Origin of the sequence: Rhizobium sp. NXC24, from assembly GCF_002944315.1 — a bacterium.
Classification (GTDB): Bacteria; Pseudomonadota; Alphaproteobacteria; order Rhizobiales; family Rhizobiaceae; genus Rhizobium.
Genome location: NZ_CP024311.1, coordinates 492,391 through 509,971, shown reverse-complemented (window position 1 = coordinate 509,971; position 17,581 = coordinate 492,391). Strand labels below are relative to the sequence as shown.

Genomic DNA, 17,581 nt, shown 5'->3' with positions numbered 1-17,581 from the left:
TCCTTACACTGATTAAGCGTAGCTTATCCATGATAGACTACCCGGCTCTTCGCGTTCTCTCCGCCGTTGTTCAAACCGGCAGCTTCGAAAAAGCGGCTGCGGTACTGAACGTTTCGCCGTCGGCCATTTCTCAGCGGATCAAGCAACTCGAAGAACGGGTCGGCACTGCGCTCGTCATCAGGGGGACGCCTTGTATCGCCACGGAACAGGGCGACTGGCTTTGCCGGCACATGGAAAACGTCGGCATTCTGGAAAGCGAATTGCTCGAACATCTCCCCTCTCTCAGCGAGCGTGGAAAACCTCAGCAGCGGGTCACGCTTCAGGTCGCGACGAACGCCGATAGTCTTGGAACCTGGTTTCTGGAAGCGACGGCGCGCTTCGCCAACACGTCGGATTATCTTCTCAATATCTCGGTTGATGATCAGGATTACACCGCGGACTGGCTTCAGCGCGGAAGGGTCATTGCTGCCGTCACCAGCATGGAACAACCGATTTCCGGGTGCCGCCGCTATTCCTTGGGTGCTATGCGCTACCATGCCACAGCAAGCCCCGACTTTGTTCGACGGTATTTTCCCCATGGCGTGACACCGGAGGCCATAGCCGTCGCGCCTTCATTGATCTTCAGTCAGAAGGATCGCCTCCAAATCGATTGGCTCCAACGTGTGTTCGGAGTCCACAGTAACGTGCCAACACACTGGTTGCCCTCTACACAAGGCTTCGTCGAAGCCAGCCTGCTGGGGATGGGATGGGGAATGAACCCGGTTCATCTCATTGAAGACCATGTTCGGGCTGGGCGGCTGGTCGAACTGGTGCCGGACACGCCTCTGGATGTGACCCTCTACTGGCAGATTAGCCGTCTCGCCGCAGACCGGCTTGCCCTGCTTACCCAAACCGTTATCGATGTTGCAAAAAGATCGCTTATTCCGTCCTGACGACTGCTTTGGAACGCCAGCCGCCAACGAAGAGCTGACGATCAAAACTTGACTTTCCCAGCCAAAACCCCGAAGCCAGTCAGCCAGTTGAACCGGAAGACCGCGAGCGCATGGCAGATCAGACGATAAAAGACGACAAGCCGCTTTTCGGGCGCCCATGGATCTTCATCCGCGGCGTGCCGGCGATGAAATTCCTGCCGCCCGAGGGGCCGCTGGAAGTGGCTTTCGCCGGGCGCTCGAATGTCGGCAAGTCGTCGCTGATCAATGCGCTGGTCGGCCAGAAGGGTCTGGCACGCACCTCGAATACGCCGGGCCGCACGCAGGAACTCAACTATTTCGTTCCCGACGGTTTTTCCGGCGAAGGAACCGACCTGCCGCCGATGGCCTTGGTGGACATGCCCGGCTACGGCTATGCCGAAGCGCCGAAGGAGCAGGTGGATGCCTGGACGAAACTGGTTTTCGACTATCTGCGCGGAAGGTCGACGCTGAAGCGTGTCTATGTGCTGATCGACAGCCGCCACGGCATCAAGAAAAATGACGAAGAGGTTCTGTCGCTGCTCGACAAGGCCGCGGTTTCCTATCAGATCGTCTTGACCAAAACCGACAAGATCAAGGCTGCGGGCCTGCCGAAGCTGGTGGCCGATACGGCCGAAAAGATCCGCAAGCGCCCCGCCGCCTATCCCGGCATCCTCGCCACCTCCTCGGAGAAGGCCGAGGGCCTACAGGAGTTGCGTCAGGCGATCGGCCTGACGGTCGGCATCGCCGTCTGACAAAAGAGGCCGCCACCCTCGACGTTAGAAAAGTGGCGGCCATGCTGCCGATGGTCGTTACATTTTCGGCAATAACACCTTGTCGACCACGTGGATCACGCCGTTCGACTGCTTAACGTCGGCAATGGTGATGTGAGCGGTGCCGCCGGCCTCGTCGGTCAACGTCAGCTTGCCGCCCATTTCCGTGGCCTTGATCGTGCAGCCGCCGACCGTTTTCAGATCATATTCGCCGCCATTGCCCATCGACATTTTCCTGATGGCGGCGGCCATGTCATCGCCGGCGACGACATGGCAGGTCAGGATCTTCGTCAGCATCGCCTTGTTCTCCGGCTTCAGCAGCGTCTCGACCGTGCCGGGCGGCAGCTTCTTGAAGGCTTCATTGGTGGGCGCAAAGACGGTGAAGGGGCCTTTGCCCTCCAGCGTATCGACAAGGCCGGCGGCCTTGACGGCGGCGACCAGCGTCGTGTGGTCCTTCGAGTTGACGGCATTTTCGATGATGTTCTTGCTGGCGAACATCGGCGCGCCACCGACGGTCGGGTTCTTCGCATAGGCGAGGCCGGTCGCGGCCGAAAGCGTTACGGCCACTGCGGCGATGCGGATTGCGGTCTTCATCATGGCTTGTCCTCTTCCTCTTTTGCCCCGATCACATGGGGTCAGAGCAAGGTACGGAGGCGCCGAAGGAAGAGTTTCAGCCGCGATTCTTTTTTCGGAAGAAAGATGCTTTCAGGGCAAATGGATCGTGCCGGAGGCAATGACATCGCCCGTGGGCTTGCCCGTCGGCGAACCGCCGAAGGGCTCGACGCTGACGGCGATGATCGCGCCTTCCGTCAGCTTACCGTGGATCTCCTGCGGCAGGACGATCTCGCCCTCGCCGGTCTGCGGCAGGACGCCGAGCGCCTCGGCCGGCTCGCTGCCGCGGATCAGCCAGAGTTCCAATGATTTTTCCTGAGGCTGGCCGGCAGCGACCGGCGTCACCTTCAGTCGTCCGCTTGTGACGTCATAATCCGCCAGCAAATTGATGGGGCTGTTCTGTCCGGTAAGAGATGCGGTGAGCTGCCTGCCCGGCTGCGGCTTCGAGACGTTGTTCGTGACGGTGAAAACCAGAACGCCGGCTGCGAGAAACAAGGAACCGAAGGCGACGGACCGCCAGAGCAACAAAGAATTCCAGAGATTGGCGCCGAAAGCGGCTTCTCCAAAAATGCGCCTTTCGATCTTGGGAAAGACGGAGGCGGCCGGCGGGACCATGTCGTAATCGTCGTTGAATCCCGAAAGATTCTGCTCCCAGCGGCTGACGATGGCGGCGAACTGCCGATCGCTGCGCATGCGCCGCTCTACCTTCTGCCGATCCTCCAATGACAACACGCCGAGCACATATTCTCCGGCCAGGACTTCATCTCGGGAGCGACCTCCCTTGCTTTGATCGGGCGTACTCATCTGTCCATGCACTCTCTCAGTCTAATCAGGCTTCGGCGCAGCCAGGTGCGCATGGTATTCAAAGGCACCGCATATTGCTCGGCAAGTTCCTGGTAGCTTAGGCCATCCACATAGGCGCTGCGAACAGCCCGCGCCCGATCAGCTTCCAACTCTTCCATGCACCTGTCAATCCGCCTTCCCTCTCCCTTCACTATTGCCTGCTCTTCGGGTCCAGGTTCGGTATCAGCAAGATCATAGGCCGTATCAATTTCGTCTGCGACAGGTTTTCGGGCACGGATAGCATCGATCGATTGATTGCGCGCAATCGTGGTCAGCCACGGGATCGCCGGCCCTTCCGAGGCGATAAAGCGCTCCGCCCGCTGCCAGATTTTCACATAAACTTCCTGCAAAATCTCCTCGGCGTCCGTTCTATTGCCGAGGATACGCAGACACACGGCATAGAGTTTCGGACTCGTCTTCTTATAGAGCGCGACAAAGGCTTTCTGGTCGCGCATCGCGACCCGGCCGATGAGCGCCTCTATCTCCTCACTCGCCATCCGATCCCCCGATCGCGGCTTATTCAAGATATCTTAGGGGAAAAGCATCGGGCGGCAAGCTCACTCAAAGGATGATAATGGGCGGGGCGCGATATGACGCAGGAAAAACTAATCCTGTCACCATTATTCCCTCTGTCAAAAACTTGAGATAAAAGGCCGCGATCAATTTTACGGGGTGCCCCATGTCCGAATCCCAAAGCGAACTTCAAGCCAGCCTGCTCGCTCAGGCCCTACCCTATATGCAGCGTTATGAAAACAAGACCATCGTGGTGAAATACGGTGGTCATGCCATGGGCAATGCGGAGCTCGGCAAGGCGTTTGCGGCCGATATCGCGCTTCTGAAACAGTCAGGCGTCAACCCGATCGTCGTCCATGGCGGCGGTCCGCAGATCGGCTCCATGCTGACGAAGATGGGCATCGAATCGAAATTCGAAGGCGGCCTGCGCGTGACCGACGCCAAGACCGTCGAGATCGTCGAAATGGTGCTGGCCGGCTCGATCAACAAGGAAATCGTTGCGCTGATCAACCAGACTGGCGAATGGGCGATCGGCCTTTGCGGCAAGGACGGCAACATGGTCTTCGCCGAGAAAGCGCATAAGACCATCAAGGATCCGGATTCCAATATCGAGCGCGTGCTCGATCTCGGCTTTGTCGGCGAAGTGGTCGAAGTCGACCGCACGCTGCTCGACCTCTTGGCAAAGTCGGAAATGATCCCGGTCATCGCGCCGGTCGCTCCCGGCCGCGACGGCGCCACCTACAACATCAATGCCGACACCTTCGCCGGCGCCATCGCCGGCGCGCTCAGCGCCACCCGCCTGCTCTTCTTGACCGACGTTCCGGGCGTGCTCGACAAGCAAGGCCAATTGATCAAGGAACTCTCCGTCGCCCAGGCGCATGCGCTGATTGCCGACGGCACGATTTCCGGCGGTATGATCCCGAAGGTCGAGACCTGCATCGACGCGATCAAGGCAGGTGTCCAGGGCGTCGTCATCCTCAACGGCAAGACTGCCCATTCCGTGCTGCTCGAGATCTTCACCGAACGCGGCGCCGGTACGCTGATTGTCCCTTAAGGAAAAACACGCCCTCCCCAAGTTGGGAAGGCGTGGTTCTCTCATTGTCGGCAACTGCGCGTTCAACCGAAATCAGTAGAGCGCGTGTTTGCGCAGAAAAAGCCAGGATGATCAGGTCTGCTGATAGAGCGCCTCGGCCTCGCTCTTCAGCATTCCCATCACGGTCCTATAGGGCGCGGGGCCGTAGCTGATGCGGCTGACGCCGAGCCTGCCCATGGTGATGTTATCGGGCGTTGTCGGACGCACCATGATGTTGACCGGCAGAGGTGAGCGATCGCAGACGGCTTCGATGAATTCCGCGTCGACGAGCCCCGGCGCGAAAAAGCCGCTGGCGCCGGCCTCGGCAAAAGCGTCGGCGCGGCGGTAAGCTTCCTCCAGCAGAATCTGATGATGGGCCGTATCGCTTTCCTGCAGGAAAAGATCGGTGCGGGCGTTGATGAACAGCGGCATTTCCCGCCGGTCGGCCATCTCCCGGATGGCGCGGATGCGGGCCACCTGCATCTCAATCGGATGAACGCCGCGGCCGCCGACCACTTGATCCTCGAAATTGATGCCGATTGCGCCATGATCCATGATCTTTTCGACATTCGCGGCGACGGCATCCGGCTCTATGGCATAGCCGCCTTCGAAATCGACGGAGACCGGCAGGGGGCTCGTGACCGAAATCAGGCGGGTAATGACCGCCAGCAGCGACAGCGGTATTGCCTCGCCATCGCCGAAACCATTGGCCGCGGCGACCGACCAACTCCCCGTTGCCAGCGCTTTGGCGCCTGCTTCGGTGACTACCTTGGCCGAGCCGGCATCCCAGATATTGAAGAGGATCAGCGGATCGCCCTTCCGATGCAGCCTGGCGAACTCTGCCGCCTTTTCCACCTGACTCATACTATCCCCCTCCTGAAAAACCTCACCGGGCGCATTTGTCCTTGGTAACCGAAGAGGCACAGACTCCTCTCTAGCCGGCAAATAGCGCAGAACCCTAAAAATCAATCGGCAAAACCATAGCCTGCATTAGGATAGCCGACAATGTCTGCGATGTTTCTCATATACGCGGCATATTTTCCTTTTCCTCAGGCAATAGCACATGCCATAAGGCCGCCATGACCCAAACAAGAACGCTGCCTCAACCCGCCGATTTCTCGGATATCCGCGACTGGGTATTCGATCTCGACAACACGCTCTATCCGCATCATGTCGATCTCTTCTCGCAGATCGACAAGAACATGACGGCCTATGTTTCCGCACTCCTCCAGATGGAGCGGGACGAGGCGCGAAAGCTGCAGAAGCAATATTACCTCGAGCATGGCACGACATTGCAGGGGCTGATGATCCATCATCGCATTGACCCCAATGATTTCCTGGAGAAGGCGCATGCGATCGATTATTCGGCACTGATGCCCCAGCCGGAGCTCGCCGCCGCCATCAAGGCGCTGCCGGGCCGCAAATTCATTTTCACCAACGGCAGCGTCAAGCATGCGCAGGCGACCGCCGGCGCGCTCGGCATCCTCGATAACTTCGACGATATTTTCGACATCGTCGCGGCCGACTACGTGCCGAAGCCGGCAGGCAGCACCTACGACAAGTTCATGAGCCTCAATCGGGTGGACACGAAGCGCGCTGCCATGTTCGAGGACCTGCCGCGCAATCTTACCGTGCCGAAAGCGCTCGGCATGAAGACCGTGCTGCTCGTGCCGCAGAATCTCGAAGGCACAGTGATCGAATGGTGGGAGAAGACGAGCGGCGAGGACGATCATATCGACTATGTGACCGACGATCTGACCGCTTTTCTCAAGACCCTCGTTTAATGGTTTTTTAGGATCGGGTTACGAAAGTTTCATCCGCCTTACCGATGTTTAATTGGTCGTTTTTTGCCTTCAGCCGTATCGTTTGACCATTCTTCAGTACGAAAGGAAAAACGATGAACGGGAAAAAACTTCTTCTGGCAGGACTTTCCGCAACTCTTCTGGTCGGCGCCGCCGTCCAGGCAAGTTTTGCCGCTCCGCAGGCCCATGACGGCATGGGCGGCCCCGGCGGTCGCTGGCATCGCCCGGGCTTTTCGCCGGAAGTCGTCTATGTGCGCATGCTCAAGCAGTTCGATACCAACGGCGACATGAAGATTTCCAAGGACGAGGTCAAGGCCGGCGTCGACAAGATCTTTGACCAGATCGACACGAATAAGGACGGCGAGATCACCCCCGGCGAACTGCGCGCCTATCGCAAGGAGCGCATCAAGGAGTGGAAGGCCGAACGCGCCAAGGGCGCCGAGGATCAAGCTCAAGCCGATCAGGCCAAGGGGGATCAAGGCAAGGGCGACCAGGGCAAGGGCGACCAGGCTCAAGCGGATCAGGCTCCGAGCGGCGACAACCAGGATGCGGGCAAGCATCACGGTCACCACCCGCGCGGCCGCTTCATGCACGAAGCTGCTCTAATGCGCACGAGCCTGTTGTTCCAACGCGTCGATACGGATGAAAACGGCCAGATCAGCAAGCAGGAGGCCGAAGACGCCGCCAACAAGCTCTTCGACCGCATGGACCGCAACCATGACGGCGTGATCTCGCTGGACGACATGCCGAACCGTCCCCTGCTCTGAATGTTCGGTTGGGCACGATCCTATCCGAAAACCGCTTCATAGTTTTCGGGATCATTCCAGGCCATCGTCCCATGCTGAAAAGGCCCGCCCCGCAGACGCGACGGCGGGCCTTTCGTTTCAGTGTCCGTTATCGTGCTCGTAGAAGTCCGCGACGATCTTCCAGGCTTCGTCGGCGGTATCGACGAAGCTGATCAGCTTGACATCGTCAGGCGCGATGGTGCCGAATTCGGCGAGCGCATCGAAATTGATGATTTCGCGCCAGAACTTTTCACCGAACAGGATCAGCGGCAGGCGTTCCATGCGGCCTGTCTGGATGAGTGTCAGGCATTCGAACAGCTCGTCCAGCGTGCCGAAACCGCCCGGGAATACCGCGATCGCCTTGGCGCGCACCATGAAATGCATCTTGCGGATCGCGAAATAGTGGAAATTGAAGCTGAGTTCCGGCGTCACGTAGACATTCGGCGCCTGCTCGTGCGGCAGCACGATGTTGAGGCCGATGGAGGGCGCCCCCTCTTCTGAAGCGCCGCGATTGCCGGCCTCCATGACGCCGGGGCCGCCGCCGGTGACCACGACATATTCATGGAAGTCAAAGCCGGCGGAGTAGCGCGCGCAAAGCCGGGCGAATTTGCGGGCTTCCTCGTAGTAAACGGATGCCGCCTCGAGATTGGCGCGCTGCACATCATTGCGCGCCGCCCAGGCGCTGGTGCCGGGGGCTGGAATACGCGCGCCACCGAACATAACCACTGTTGAGTTGATGCCGCGTTCGGTAAGATACATCTCGGTCTTCAACAGTTCGAGCTGCAGCCGGATCGGCCGCAATTCCTCGCGGCAGAGGAAATCCTCGTCGGCATAGGCGAGCCGATAGGACGGCGACATGGATTGCGGCGTCTTCGGCACGGATTCGGCGCGCTTCTTGTCGGCCGAGCTCGACTTCAGAGGGTCCCATACCCCATCCTTGCGTCTCAGCCTGCCGTTCTTCCCCTTGCTCATCTACTGATGCCTTTCAAATCGATCATGACTGGCGTTCCAACAACTGACAGGAAGACCAAGCTCTTGCATATGCCCTACAATGCCTTGAATCCAAGCTCAATCGGCGCGGAAAAGACATTCCATTTTCGAGACCCATGCTATAGGACCAGTCAACTGCTTCCGGACCATTTCCGGAAATTACGATAGGCACCGACGTTTTAAGGAATTCCCATGAGCGCTACCGATCTCGTTTCTCTCGAAAAGACCCTCGAGGCTGCCTTCGAAAATCGCGATAACGTGAACGCGTCGACGCGCGGCGAAGTTCGCGACGCCGTCGAGACGGCACTCAACCTGCTCGATAGCGGCAAGGTCCGCGTCGCCGAACGTGGTTCCGACGGCAATTGGACGGTCAATCAGTGGCTCAAGAAAGCGGTGCTGCTCTCCTTCCGCCTGAACGACATGCAGATCGTCGACGGCGGCCCCGGCGGCTCGACCTGGTGGGACAAGGTGCCGTCGAAGTTCGAAGGCTGGGGTGAGAACCGCTTCCGCGAGGCCGGCTTCCGCGCCGTGCCGAACGCCGTCGTCCGCCGCTCGGCCTATATCGCCCCGAACGCCATCCTGATGCCTTCCTTCGTCAATCTCGGCGCCTATGTCGGCGAAGGTACCATGGTCGACACCTGGGCGACCGTCGGTTCCTGCGCCCAGATCGGTAAGCATGTACATCTCTCGGGCGGTGTCGGCATCGGCGGCGTGCTGGAGCCGATGCAGGCCGGCCCGACGATCATTGAGGACAACTGCTTCATCGGCGCCCGCTCGGAAGTCGTCGAAGGCTGCATCGTCCGCGAAGGTTCCGTGCTCGGCATGGGCGTCTTCATCGGCAAGTCCACGAAGATCGTCGATCGCGCCACCGGCGAAATCACCTATGGCGAAGTGCCGCCCTACTCCGTCGTCGTCGCCGGCGCGCTGCCGAGCGGCAACACGATGGCGAACGGCCAGCCCGCTCCCAGCCTCTACTGCGCCGTCATCGTCAAGCGCGTCGACGAAAAGACCCGCTCGAAGACTGGCATCAACGAGCTGCTGCGCGACTGATTTACAATTTTTTGGAAGCGCGGTTGTCACATCGCGCTTCCCTTATGCTTGCCGGGTGCGCATGCCTGTGCGATTGCTGCAATCGTGGCAAAGATTTTCGACTCATCGCCGATCCTTTGCCATCGCTTTGCCATTTCTCGCCGGATAAGTTGCCTCCGATGACCGTTACCAATCCCGTCACCAATCTGCAGACCCTCATTCGCTGTGCGTCTGTCACACCCGCCGAAGGCGGCGCACTGACCGCGCTTGCCGATATGCTGCTGCCGCTGGGCTTCAAAGTCGAGCGCATGACGGCGAGCGAGCCGGGAACGCCCGATATCGAAAACCTTTATGCCCGCCTCGGCACAGAGGGTCCGCATCTAATGTTTGCCGGCCATACGGATGTCGTGCCAGTCGGCGATGCCGCATCCTGGAGCCATCCGCCCTTTGCTGCCGAAATCGCTGGTGATGAGCTTTTCGGCCGCGGCGCCGTCGATATGAAGGGTGGCATTGCCTGTTTCGCCGCCGCAGTCGCCCGCCATATCGAGAAACATGGTGCCCCTACCGGCTCCATTTCCTTCCTGATCACCGGTGACGAAGAAGGCCCGGCCATCAACGGTACGGTCAAGCTGTTGCAATGGGCCGCCGAGCGGGGCGAGCAATGGGACGCCTCGCTGGTCGGCGAGCCGACCAATCCCGACCAGCTCGGCGACATGATCAAGATCGGCCGCCGCGGTTCGATATCCGGTTTCATCACGGTTCATGGCGTGCAGGGCCATGCCGCTTATCCGCACCTGGCCGACAATCCGGTGCGCAGCATCGTCAAACTGACCGAAGCGCTGCTCCATCCGCCCTTCGACGCCGGCACCGACAATTTCCAGCCGTCGAACCTCGAAGTGACGACGATCGACGTCGGCAACGCCGCAACCAACGTCATCCCCGCCAAGGCGACGGCTGTTTTCAATATCCGTTTCAACGACACATGGAGCGTCGAGACGCTGAAGGCGGAAATCCTTGCCCGCCTCGATGCCGCCGCAGCAGACCAAACGCTGCGGCCAGGTCGTGAGCCGACTAAATATGACATTGTCTGGTCCGAACGTCCAAGCCAGGTTTTCCTGACGCGCAACAATGCCCTGATCGCTTCGCTATCGTCGGCAATTGAAAATGTCACCGGACGCACACCGAAGCTTTCCACCACCGGCGGCACCTCGGATGCACGCTACATCAAGGATTATTGCCCTGTCGTGGAATTCGGTCTTGTCGGCCAGACCATGCACATGGTCGATGAGCGGGTGGCGCTATCGGATCTCGAAACCCTGACCGAGATCTACGAGACCTTCATCCAGCGCTGGTTTGCGAATGCCGACCTTTAGGGAAGTCCAATACTATCTGGCGGGCCTGTGGCTTTTGATTCGGATGGACGCCCGCGGCTTCCAATATCTCGACATATCAGACCGCGGCATGCTGCGATCCTTCTGGGCGATCCTCTGGAGCCTGCCGCCGATCGGCATTTCATGGCTCTGGTGGCAGCAGGCCTATCTCACCGCCATGCCGCCGGAAACCTCGACCGGCATGGCCTTCTTCTTTCGCCTGGCGCTGGTCGAGGCAGCAAGCTGGCTGGCGCCGCTGATACTGGCCGGCGTGCTACTGATGATCTTTCGTTTCGGCGACAAATTCGCGCCTATCGTCGTGGTGGTCAACTGGCTCGGCTTGCCGACTTCCTATCTCAATTCCCTGCTGATCGCGCTGCTCGCCTTCGTACCCGGTTCCAATGGGCTGGCGGCCATCCTGTGGCTGGCCTTGATGATGGCGATCGTCTTCTCGCTGGCGCGTATCCTCCGAATGATCTGCGGTGCGCATCCGCTTTTCGTCGGCGCACTGACGCTGATACTGCTGATCCCGACCATGCTGCTGACGGATTTTCTCCAGCGCTTCCTCGGCATCTATCCGCCGGGTTGAGTGGTTAGACACCTCTGACAAAGTGGCGGACGAAAGCCGTCATACGTCGTCACGTGCCATCACTGCCGGGCGATGTAGTCGCGGCAATATATTCACGGGTCATGTCTCGATATTTTCAGTTGCGCTGAATACATTCAATATAAACCATATATTAACCGCAATCTTAATGTATCCCCATAGTAGATGGTCATTGACGCATTCCGGTTTATTATAGCTCGTCTGCATGATGCAGCGATAAATTAGAGAGCTATGATATGCTTGATCTGCCAAAGATGATGCAATTACTATTATTTGCAGCTTTGATTATTTTATTTTTCCGCTGGGTGGTTGAGGACATGAACAGGTGACGCTCTGTTGCACCTGAGGATCTCAGTGCCGCGATAACCTGCTCCCCCCACAGTCTGCTACTCAAGTCGAGTCCCTCCCAAATATTGGCATGGCGCTTGGCCAGACCGCGATGTGTGCGGCCACACTTGATGTGGACGCAATTCGTGGCAATGGCGCGCTCATGTTCAATTTCGGTGGCGCAGCTCAGACGCTGAGTGTGTCAATTGACGGAGGCGGCCGCCGCCCGATGGGCTGGATGCCGCTCTCGGGGCTGAGGAGAGGGTGGAATCGACGCAGAAATGTTGTCGAAGGATAGTGTCGTCGCTGACAGGCATCCCGAGCCATCCAACGGAGGCTAGGAATCGTCCTGTTCGTCATCGGCGTCCACGGGCCCAACGCCGTCGCGATAATCCACCTGCATGAAATAGAGCCCATCCGGCGGAGCGACGGGGCCGCATGCCTTGCGGTCTCGCGCATCCAGCGCAGCGCGCACGTCGTCCACAGTCCACTTTCCCTCGCCTGCAAGCTTCAGCGTGCCGGCGAACGAGCGGATCTGATTGTGCAGGAAACTCTGCGCCGTGGCGCGGATTTCGATGAGCTCGCCATTGCGGGTCACATCCAGCCGGTCGAGCGTGCGCACCGGACTATTGGCCTGGCAATGGGCCGAACGGAAGGTGGTGAAATCATGCCGGCCGACCAGCGTCTGGGCCGCCGCATGCATGACCTCATGATCCATATCCTTCGGCACCCACCAGGCACGCCCGGCTTCCAATGCCAAGGGCGCACGGCGGGTGATGATGCGATAGAGATAGTGGCGGCGGATGGCCGAAAAGCGTGCGTCGAAGTGCGCATCAACCTCGGCGATATCGAGAATGGCGACCCGCTCCTTGGCAAGCCTCAGATGCGCATTGAGCGCATTGCGGAGCGTGTAGGTCTTCCATTCCTTAGAGAGGTCGGCATGCATGACCTGGCCCATCGCGTGCACGCCGGAATCGGTGCGTCCCGCGCCGCGAATGGAGACCTTTTCGCCAGTCAGAGACAAGATGGCGCCCTCGATCGCGCCCTGCACGGAAGGACCGTTGTCCTGGCGCTGCCAGCCGACATAAGGGATGCCGTCATATTCGACGGTCATGCGGTAACGAGGCATCAGGCTGGTCCCGCCGCCAACATCGTGCCCGGCACAATCGGCGTGCCGCGCAGGAAATCGGCCGCAGCCAGCGGCTTGCCGCCCGCCTTCTGCAATTTCGTCAGCCGGACGGCGCCGGAACCGCAGGCGATGACCAGACCGTCGGTCAGCACTTCGCCGGCCGCGCCCTCGCCTTCGGCAAGTTCGGAGCCGAGAACCTTGATCCGTTCTGGCCGGCTGGCGATCTCGGCCTCGAACCAGGCGCCGGGAAAGGGCGAGAGGCCGCGAATATGGTTGTGAACATCCGCAGCCGGCTTGCTGAAATCGATGCGTGTCTCGCTTTTATCGATCTTGGCGGCGTAGAGGACGCCCTCGGCAGCCTGCGCGGTCAGCGGCAGTTCATCATGCTCCAGCTTGTTCATCGCCTCGACCATCGCCTTGGCGCCAACCATCATCAGCTTGTCGTGCAACTCGCCCGCCGTCATCGTGTCGCCGATCTCCACTTCCCGCGTGAGTGCGACCGGACCGGTATCGAGGCCCTTGTCCATCTTCATCACCATCATGCCGGTCTTCTTGTCGCCGGCCATGATCGCCCGCTGGATGGGCGCAGCACCTCGCCAGCGCGGCAGCAGCGAAGCATGGCCGTTATAGCAGCCGAACTGCGTACCCGAGAGGATTGCCTCCGGCAGCAGCAGGCCATAGGCGACCACCACGGCGACATGGGCATCGAGCTCGCGAAAACGCTGGCGCTCTTCGGGCTCCTTGAAATTGACGGGCGTGAAAACCGGCAGGCCGAGCAGCTCCGCCGCCTGGTGCACCGGCGACTTCTGGAGATCGAGCCCACGCCGCCCGCCGGGCCTTGGCGGCTGCGTATAAACAGCGCAAATCCGGTGTCCCGCATCGACCAGCAACCGCAAAGTCGGCACGGAAAATTCGGGCGTTCCCATAAAGATGATGCTGAGCGACATGCGATCCGTCCGGCTGAATTCTCTCGTTTGGCATGATCTTGGCCAAAAACCGCTTTGCGATTTTTTGGCGATCAGGCCCTAACCGCCTTCAAACGGGTTTACGAGCTTAAGATCAAGCCCCTCGAAGTCTTTTGTGTTCCGCGTCGCCAGCGTCGCGCCTTGTGCTAGGCAGATGGCAGCGATCATGGCGTCCTGGACGGAGATCTGATGGCCGGTCCTTTCACGCCCCGCTCGAATGCGACCGGTTTCGATGGCCGATTGATGATCGAAACGCAGGATCCTGCCGCGAAAAGAAACGAGTTGCTCGTTGAACATTTGAATGTAGCGGTACGATCCCGTTCGAAGTAAGAAGCGTTCCGCCCCATAAGACAGCTCCATCACCACAATATCACAGAGATAGAGATTCATGATGGGTTGCATCTGAAACCATGCTTCGACATTGCGGTCGGTCACAGGCTTCGTCAATTCGGAGAGGATATTCGTATCGAGCAGGATCACTCGAAATCCTCAACTGGTCGGCCGAAATCCTTTTTCCGTTCCGCTTCGATCTCTTTCATGATGCGCCCATATTCTTCGGCAGCAGCAGCATCTTCGGTATAGAAAATGGGACGCAAAACATCCCACGCAGACAATCCGCTGCGACCGGCGTTAGCATCCTCCGCCACTAACGCCGCCCGCAAAAGCTCCTTTGCCTCGTCGGAGAGACTGCGGCCAGTCTGTTTTGCCCGCTCTGCGAGATCATGCTTCATGGCATCCGGAATATCGCGAATCAAAAGGTCGCTCATTCAGCACCTCCATTTGATATCACTGATATCATAGGCCTGCCCGGATGGTTTTTCAACCTTCCCTTCAGAGCGCCTTTGCCTTCGCCGCCTTGGTGAACTTTTTGATGACCATGTCGCGCTTCAGGCGCGAGATGTAGTCGATGAATAGCACGCCGTTCAGGTGGTCGATCTCGTGCTGAAGACAGGTGGCGAGGAGGCCGTCGGCCTCGACGATCTGTTCCTTGCCGTCGCGGTCGAGATGCTTGACGGTAACGCGGGCCGGACGCTCGACTTCGGCATAATAATCCGGAATGGAGAGGCAGCCTTCCTCATAAACCGAGCGCTCATCCGAAGAGGCGACGATTTCGGGATTGATGAAGACCAGCGGTTGCTTGTCCTCGCCTTCGCGCGACACGTCGATCACCAGCATGCGGCGGGCAACGCCGATCTGGATGGCCGCAAGGCCGATGCCTGGCGCATCGTACATGGTCGCCAGCATATCGTCGGCAAGGCGTTGGACTTCGGTATCGACGCGCTCGATGGGCGCGGAGGCCTGGCGGAGCAACGGATCGGGCAAAATGATGAGTGGCTTGATCGTCATGAAGTTTCCCATAACGCATCTTGCAGTGCGATGGAATTATTTAGATGGCGGTTGGAGGGTGTTTTTTCAACGCTTGCGACTTCAGGTCGATCATAACTCCCTAAATTTTGTTCACGTTTTGATCTGGATATTCTCCAAAGTTTTGTTATGGTGCAGGCACGAGTTCCACGAGTATCCGATATCATGTCCTTTATGCTCTTCGGCCAAGAGATTCCGGCAGTTCCTGTTCTGACCGGCCTTGTCATCCTGCTGCTGATCGCCGTTGTCGTCCTTGTCCTCAACAATAATGGGCGGCGGGGTGAGGAGGATATGCTGCGGGCCGAGGATGCCGAGCACAATATGGCGGCGCTTCTCCGGGCGCAGGCGGAAATGCAGGGACGGCTCGCCACCATGGCCGAAGTGTTCGGTTCGCGGCAGGCGGAGTTCAACCATGCCATCAATCAACGGCTCGACGGCATGTCGCAGCGGGTGACGGCGACGATCGGCGAGCAGACGCGCTCTACGCACGAGAACCTGCGCCGCCTGCAGGAGCGGCTCGCCGTCATCGACGCTGCGCAGAACAATATTCAGTCGCTGGCAAAGGATGTCGTCGGCCTCCAGGCAATCCTTTCCAACAAGCAGACGCGCGGCGCCTTCGGCCAGGCCCGCATGGAGACGATCATCGCCGACGGATTGCCGATGGGCGCCTATGCCTTCCAGCCGACGCTCTCCAACGGATCGCGGCCGGACTGCACCGTGCGCATGCCGAACGGCTCGCCGCCGCTGGTCATCGATGCCAAATTTCCGCTGGAGGCCTGGAACGCCATCCGCAACGCGGCGGCGACAGGCCCCGAGCAGGGCAAGATCGCCGCGCAGCAATTCCGCCGGGACCTCGAAGTGCATATTCGCGATATCGCCGAAAAATACCTCATTCAGGGAGAGACGCAGGATACGGCCTTCCTCTTCGTTCCCTCCGAATCGATCTTTGCGGAAATCCACGAGAATTTCGAAGCGATCGTGCAGAAGGCGCAGCGTTCGCGCATTGTCATCGTCTCGCCGTCGCTGCTGATGCTGTCGATCCAGGTCATCCAGGCGGTGTTGAAGGACCAGCGCATGCGCGAGCAGGCACATATGATCCAGGGCGAAGTGGCGCATCTGATGAACGATCTTTCCCGCCTCGACGAGCGGGTACGCAAGCTGCAGGGGCATTTCGCCATGGCGCAGAAGGATGTCGACATGATCGTCACCTCCGCCGACAAGCTGGCACGCCGCGGCGAGAGGATAGAAGCGCTGGAATTCGAGGCCGCCGGCGAGCCGACGAAGGCGACCACCGACGACCGGCCGAAACCGATCGACAACCGCACCGGCCAACTCAAGCTCAGGGTGGTTGACGAGGACTGATCGCTTCGGGCAGTGTCGCGCCAAATCAATGCATGATCCTCAAACCTATAAATCGGTTCTGAATGGATCATGCGACATCAACAAGCAGGGCGGAACATCCCATGATCACCATTTTCGGCTCCATCAATATGGACCTCATCGCCACCACCGACCGTCTGCCGAAGCCGGGCGAGACCGTGGCGGGCAACGGCTTTTCCACCGCTGCCGGCGGCAAGGGCGCCAATCAGGCCTTGGCAGCGCGGCGTGCCGGCTCGACGGTGCGTTTGACCGGCGCTGTCGGCAATGATGGTTTCGCCGAGCCTGCGCTTGCCCTGCTTAACGCCGCCGGCACCGATCTTTCCACCGTCAACCACGTTTCCGAGCCGACCGGCACTGCCCTGATCCTCGTTGGCGGCGATGGCGAGAACATGATCGCCGTCGTGCCCGGCGCCAACGGCACGATAACAGCCGAACAGGCGACCGCAGTGGTCGATACGCTGAGCCCGAGCGATACGCTGATGCTGCAATTCGAAATCCCGGTCGCCGCCGTTGAGACCGCGCTCGCGGCGGCAAAGGCCAAGGGCATCCGCACCGTTCTCAATCTCGCCCCCCTCATTCCCGATGCGGCACGGCTCGGACGTCTTGCCGACATCGTCATCGCCAACGAGACGGAATTCGAAAGGCTGGCAGGCCAGGACAATATGTCGGCCAGCGATCGCGAGGCGGCACTAATCCGTCTGCATGGCGAAACGGGTCAGACGCTGATCGTCACGCTCGGCGGCGACGGCGTCATTGCCATCCGCGATGGCGAACTCTCGCGTGCCAAGGGTCTCGTCATCGAGCCGGTCGATACCGTCGGCGCCGGCGACACCTTCTGCGGCTATTTTGCCGCCAGCCTCGACCAGGGCCTGGATTTTCATGCGGCTCTGCGCCGGGCCGCGGTCGCCGGTTCGCTCGCCTGCCTGAAGCCGGGCGCGCAGCCATCGATTCCGGTTGCAGGCGACGTCGCCGCGCGTCTTTGAGACCCACCATTCCTAGCCGCACAAATTAATTAAATTTTTGCGCTTCACAATCATTCTCCTCCTGCCTGCCTTGGGTTTGCTCCCCCGCG

General features: G+C 59.6%; 20 protein-coding genes. 10 read left to right on the top strand and 10 right to left on the bottom strand.

Annotated elements, in window-relative coordinates:
* Positions 1–29: 29 nt before the first annotated feature.
* Together NXC24_RS02530 and yihA are read left to right on the top strand one after the other, a co-directional pair.
* Positions 30–932, top strand: coding sequence for a LysR family transcriptional regulator ArgP (locus NXC24_RS02530; protein WP_104821868.1), 903 nt, complete (start codon positions 30–32; stop codon positions 930–932).
* 110 nt (positions 933–1,042) lie between these two features.
* Positions 1,043–1,702 carry a ribosome biogenesis GTP-binding protein YihA/YsxC gene (gene yihA, locus NXC24_RS02525; protein WP_104821867.1) on the top strand — a complete coding sequence of 220 codons (660 nt, stop codon included), beginning with the start codon at positions 1,043–1,045 and terminating at the stop codon, positions 1,700–1,702.
* Positions 1,703–1,759: 57 nt separating this feature from the next.
* Here the strand turns inward: yihA and NXC24_RS02520 are convergent, their stop codons facing one another.
* The 3 genes from NXC24_RS02520 to NXC24_RS02510 all read right to left on the bottom strand — a co-directional run bounded on the left by NXC24_RS02520 (position 1,760) and on the right by NXC24_RS02510 (position 3,672).
* Positions 1,760–2,317, bottom strand: a complete 558-nt coding sequence (locus NXC24_RS02520; RefSeq protein WP_104821866.1) for a fasciclin domain-containing protein — start codon at positions 2,315–2,317, stop codon at positions 1,760–1,762.
* Between the two features lie 108 nt (positions 2,318–2,425).
* Positions 2,426–3,136, bottom strand: a complete 711-nt coding sequence (locus NXC24_RS02515; protein ID WP_104821865.1) for an anti-sigma factor — start codon at positions 3,134–3,136, stop codon at positions 2,426–2,428.
* Positions 3,133–3,672: a sigma-70 family RNA polymerase sigma factor gene (locus NXC24_RS02510; protein WP_104821864.1), complete on the bottom strand. Its 540-nt coding sequence runs from the start codon at positions 3,670–3,672 to the stop codon at positions 3,133–3,135. Before NXC24_RS02510 ends, NXC24_RS02515 begins: the two co-directional genes overlap by 4 nt.
* Before the next feature lie 182 nt (positions 3,673–3,854).
* Here NXC24_RS02510 and argB point away from each other — a divergent pair, with 182 nt between their 5' ends.
* Positions 3,855–4,742: an acetylglutamate kinase gene (argB, locus tag NXC24_RS02505; RefSeq protein ID WP_104821863.1), complete on the top strand. Its 888-nt coding sequence runs from the start codon at positions 3,855–3,857 to the stop codon at positions 4,740–4,742.
* A 111-nt stretch (positions 4,743–4,853) separates the two neighbouring features.
* On the opposite strand, the gene NXC24_RS02500 is transcribed toward argB, so the two are convergent.
* Positions 4,854–5,624 carry an isocitrate lyase/phosphoenolpyruvate mutase family protein gene (locus NXC24_RS02500; protein ID WP_104821862.1) on the bottom strand — a complete coding sequence of 257 codons (771 nt, stop codon included), beginning with the start codon at positions 5,622–5,624 and terminating at the stop codon, positions 4,854–4,856.
* 215 nt (positions 5,625–5,839) lie between these two features.
* Between NXC24_RS02500 and NXC24_RS02495 the strand changes: the two genes are divergently transcribed.
* Positions 5,840–6,544 carry a pyrimidine 5'-nucleotidase gene (locus tag NXC24_RS02495; protein WP_104821861.1) on the top strand — a complete coding sequence of 235 codons (705 nt, stop codon included), beginning with the start codon at positions 5,840–5,842 and terminating at the stop codon, positions 6,542–6,544.
* A 113-nt stretch (positions 6,545–6,657) separates the two neighbouring features.
* Positions 6,658–7,329, top strand: a complete 672-nt coding sequence (locus NXC24_RS02490; RefSeq protein WP_104821860.1) for an EF-hand domain-containing protein — start codon at positions 6,658–6,660, stop codon at positions 7,327–7,329.
* A 117-nt stretch (positions 7,330–7,446) separates the two neighbouring features.
* Here NXC24_RS02490 and NXC24_RS02485 read toward each other — a convergent pair whose 3' ends face one another.
* Complete coding sequence (locus tag NXC24_RS02485; protein ID WP_104821859.1) at positions 7,447–8,319, bottom strand: LOG family protein; 873 nt, start codon at positions 8,317–8,319, stop codon at positions 7,447–7,449.
* A gap of 210 nt (positions 8,320–8,529) precedes the next feature.
* On the opposite strand from NXC24_RS02485, the gene dapD reads away from it, so the two are divergent.
* The 3 genes from dapD (at position 8,530) to NXC24_RS02470 (ending at position 11,325) form a co-directional block, all read left to right on the top strand.
* Positions 8,530–9,387, top strand: a complete 858-nt coding sequence (dapD, locus tag NXC24_RS02480; protein WP_104821858.1) for a 2,3,4,5-tetrahydropyridine-2,6-dicarboxylate N-succinyltransferase — start codon at positions 8,530–8,532, stop codon at positions 9,385–9,387.
* Positions 9,388–9,545: 158 nt separating this feature from the next.
* Positions 9,546–10,739: a succinyl-diaminopimelate desuccinylase gene (dapE, locus tag NXC24_RS02475; RefSeq protein ID WP_104821857.1), complete on the top strand. Its 1,194-nt coding sequence runs from the start codon at positions 9,546–9,548 to the stop codon at positions 10,737–10,739.
* Positions 10,726–11,325, top strand: a complete 600-nt coding sequence (locus tag NXC24_RS02470; protein WP_104821856.1) for a hypothetical protein — start codon at positions 10,726–10,728, stop codon at positions 11,323–11,325. The genes dapE and NXC24_RS02470 overlap by 14 nt, the downstream gene beginning before the upstream one ends.
* 682 nt (positions 11,326–12,007) lie before the next feature.
* On the opposite strand, the gene truA is transcribed toward NXC24_RS02470, so the two are convergent.
* From truA to def, 5 genes are all read right to left on the bottom strand, one after another.
* Positions 12,008–12,799 carry a tRNA pseudouridine(38-40) synthase TruA gene (gene truA / locus NXC24_RS02465; RefSeq protein WP_104821855.1) on the bottom strand — a complete coding sequence of 264 codons (792 nt, stop codon included), beginning with the start codon at positions 12,797–12,799 and terminating at the stop codon, positions 12,008–12,010.
* On the bottom strand, positions 12,799–13,746 hold the full coding sequence (gene fmt, locus NXC24_RS02460; RefSeq protein ID WP_104821854.1) for a methionyl-tRNA formyltransferase: 948 nt from the start codon (positions 13,744–13,746) through the stop codon (positions 12,799–12,801). The genes truA and fmt overlap by 1 nt, the downstream gene beginning before the upstream one ends.
* A 78-nt stretch (positions 13,747–13,824) precedes the next feature.
* Positions 13,825–14,244, bottom strand: coding sequence for a type II toxin-antitoxin system VapC family toxin (locus NXC24_RS02455; RefSeq protein WP_104821853.1), 420 nt, complete (start codon positions 14,242–14,244; stop codon positions 13,825–13,827).
* Complete coding sequence (locus NXC24_RS02450; RefSeq protein WP_104821852.1) at positions 14,241–14,531, bottom strand: plasmid stabilization protein; 291 nt, start codon at positions 14,529–14,531, stop codon at positions 14,241–14,243. The genes NXC24_RS02455 and NXC24_RS02450 overlap by 4 nt, the downstream gene beginning before the upstream one ends.
* Positions 14,532–14,595: 64 nt before the next feature.
* A complete protein-coding gene (gene def, locus NXC24_RS02445; protein WP_104821851.1) occupies positions 14,596–15,111 on the bottom strand; it encodes a peptide deformylase in 516 nt (171 codons plus the stop codon).
* Positions 15,112–15,303: 192 nt separating this feature from the next.
* On the opposite strand from def, the gene rmuC reads away from it, so the two are divergent.
* Together rmuC and NXC24_RS02435 are read left to right on the top strand one after the other, a co-directional pair.
* The gene (gene rmuC, locus NXC24_RS02440; protein WP_245463964.1) at positions 15,304–16,491 is read left to right on the top strand and encodes a DNA recombination protein RmuC; all 1,188 of its coding nucleotides are present in this window, start codon (positions 15,304–15,306) and stop codon (positions 16,489–16,491) included.
* A 101-nt stretch (positions 16,492–16,592) separates the two neighbouring features.
* Complete coding sequence (locus NXC24_RS02435) at positions 16,593–17,492, top strand: ribokinase (RefSeq protein WP_104821849.1); 900 nt, start codon at positions 16,593–16,595, stop codon at positions 17,490–17,492.
* Positions 17,493–17,581 lie beyond the last annotated feature (89 nt).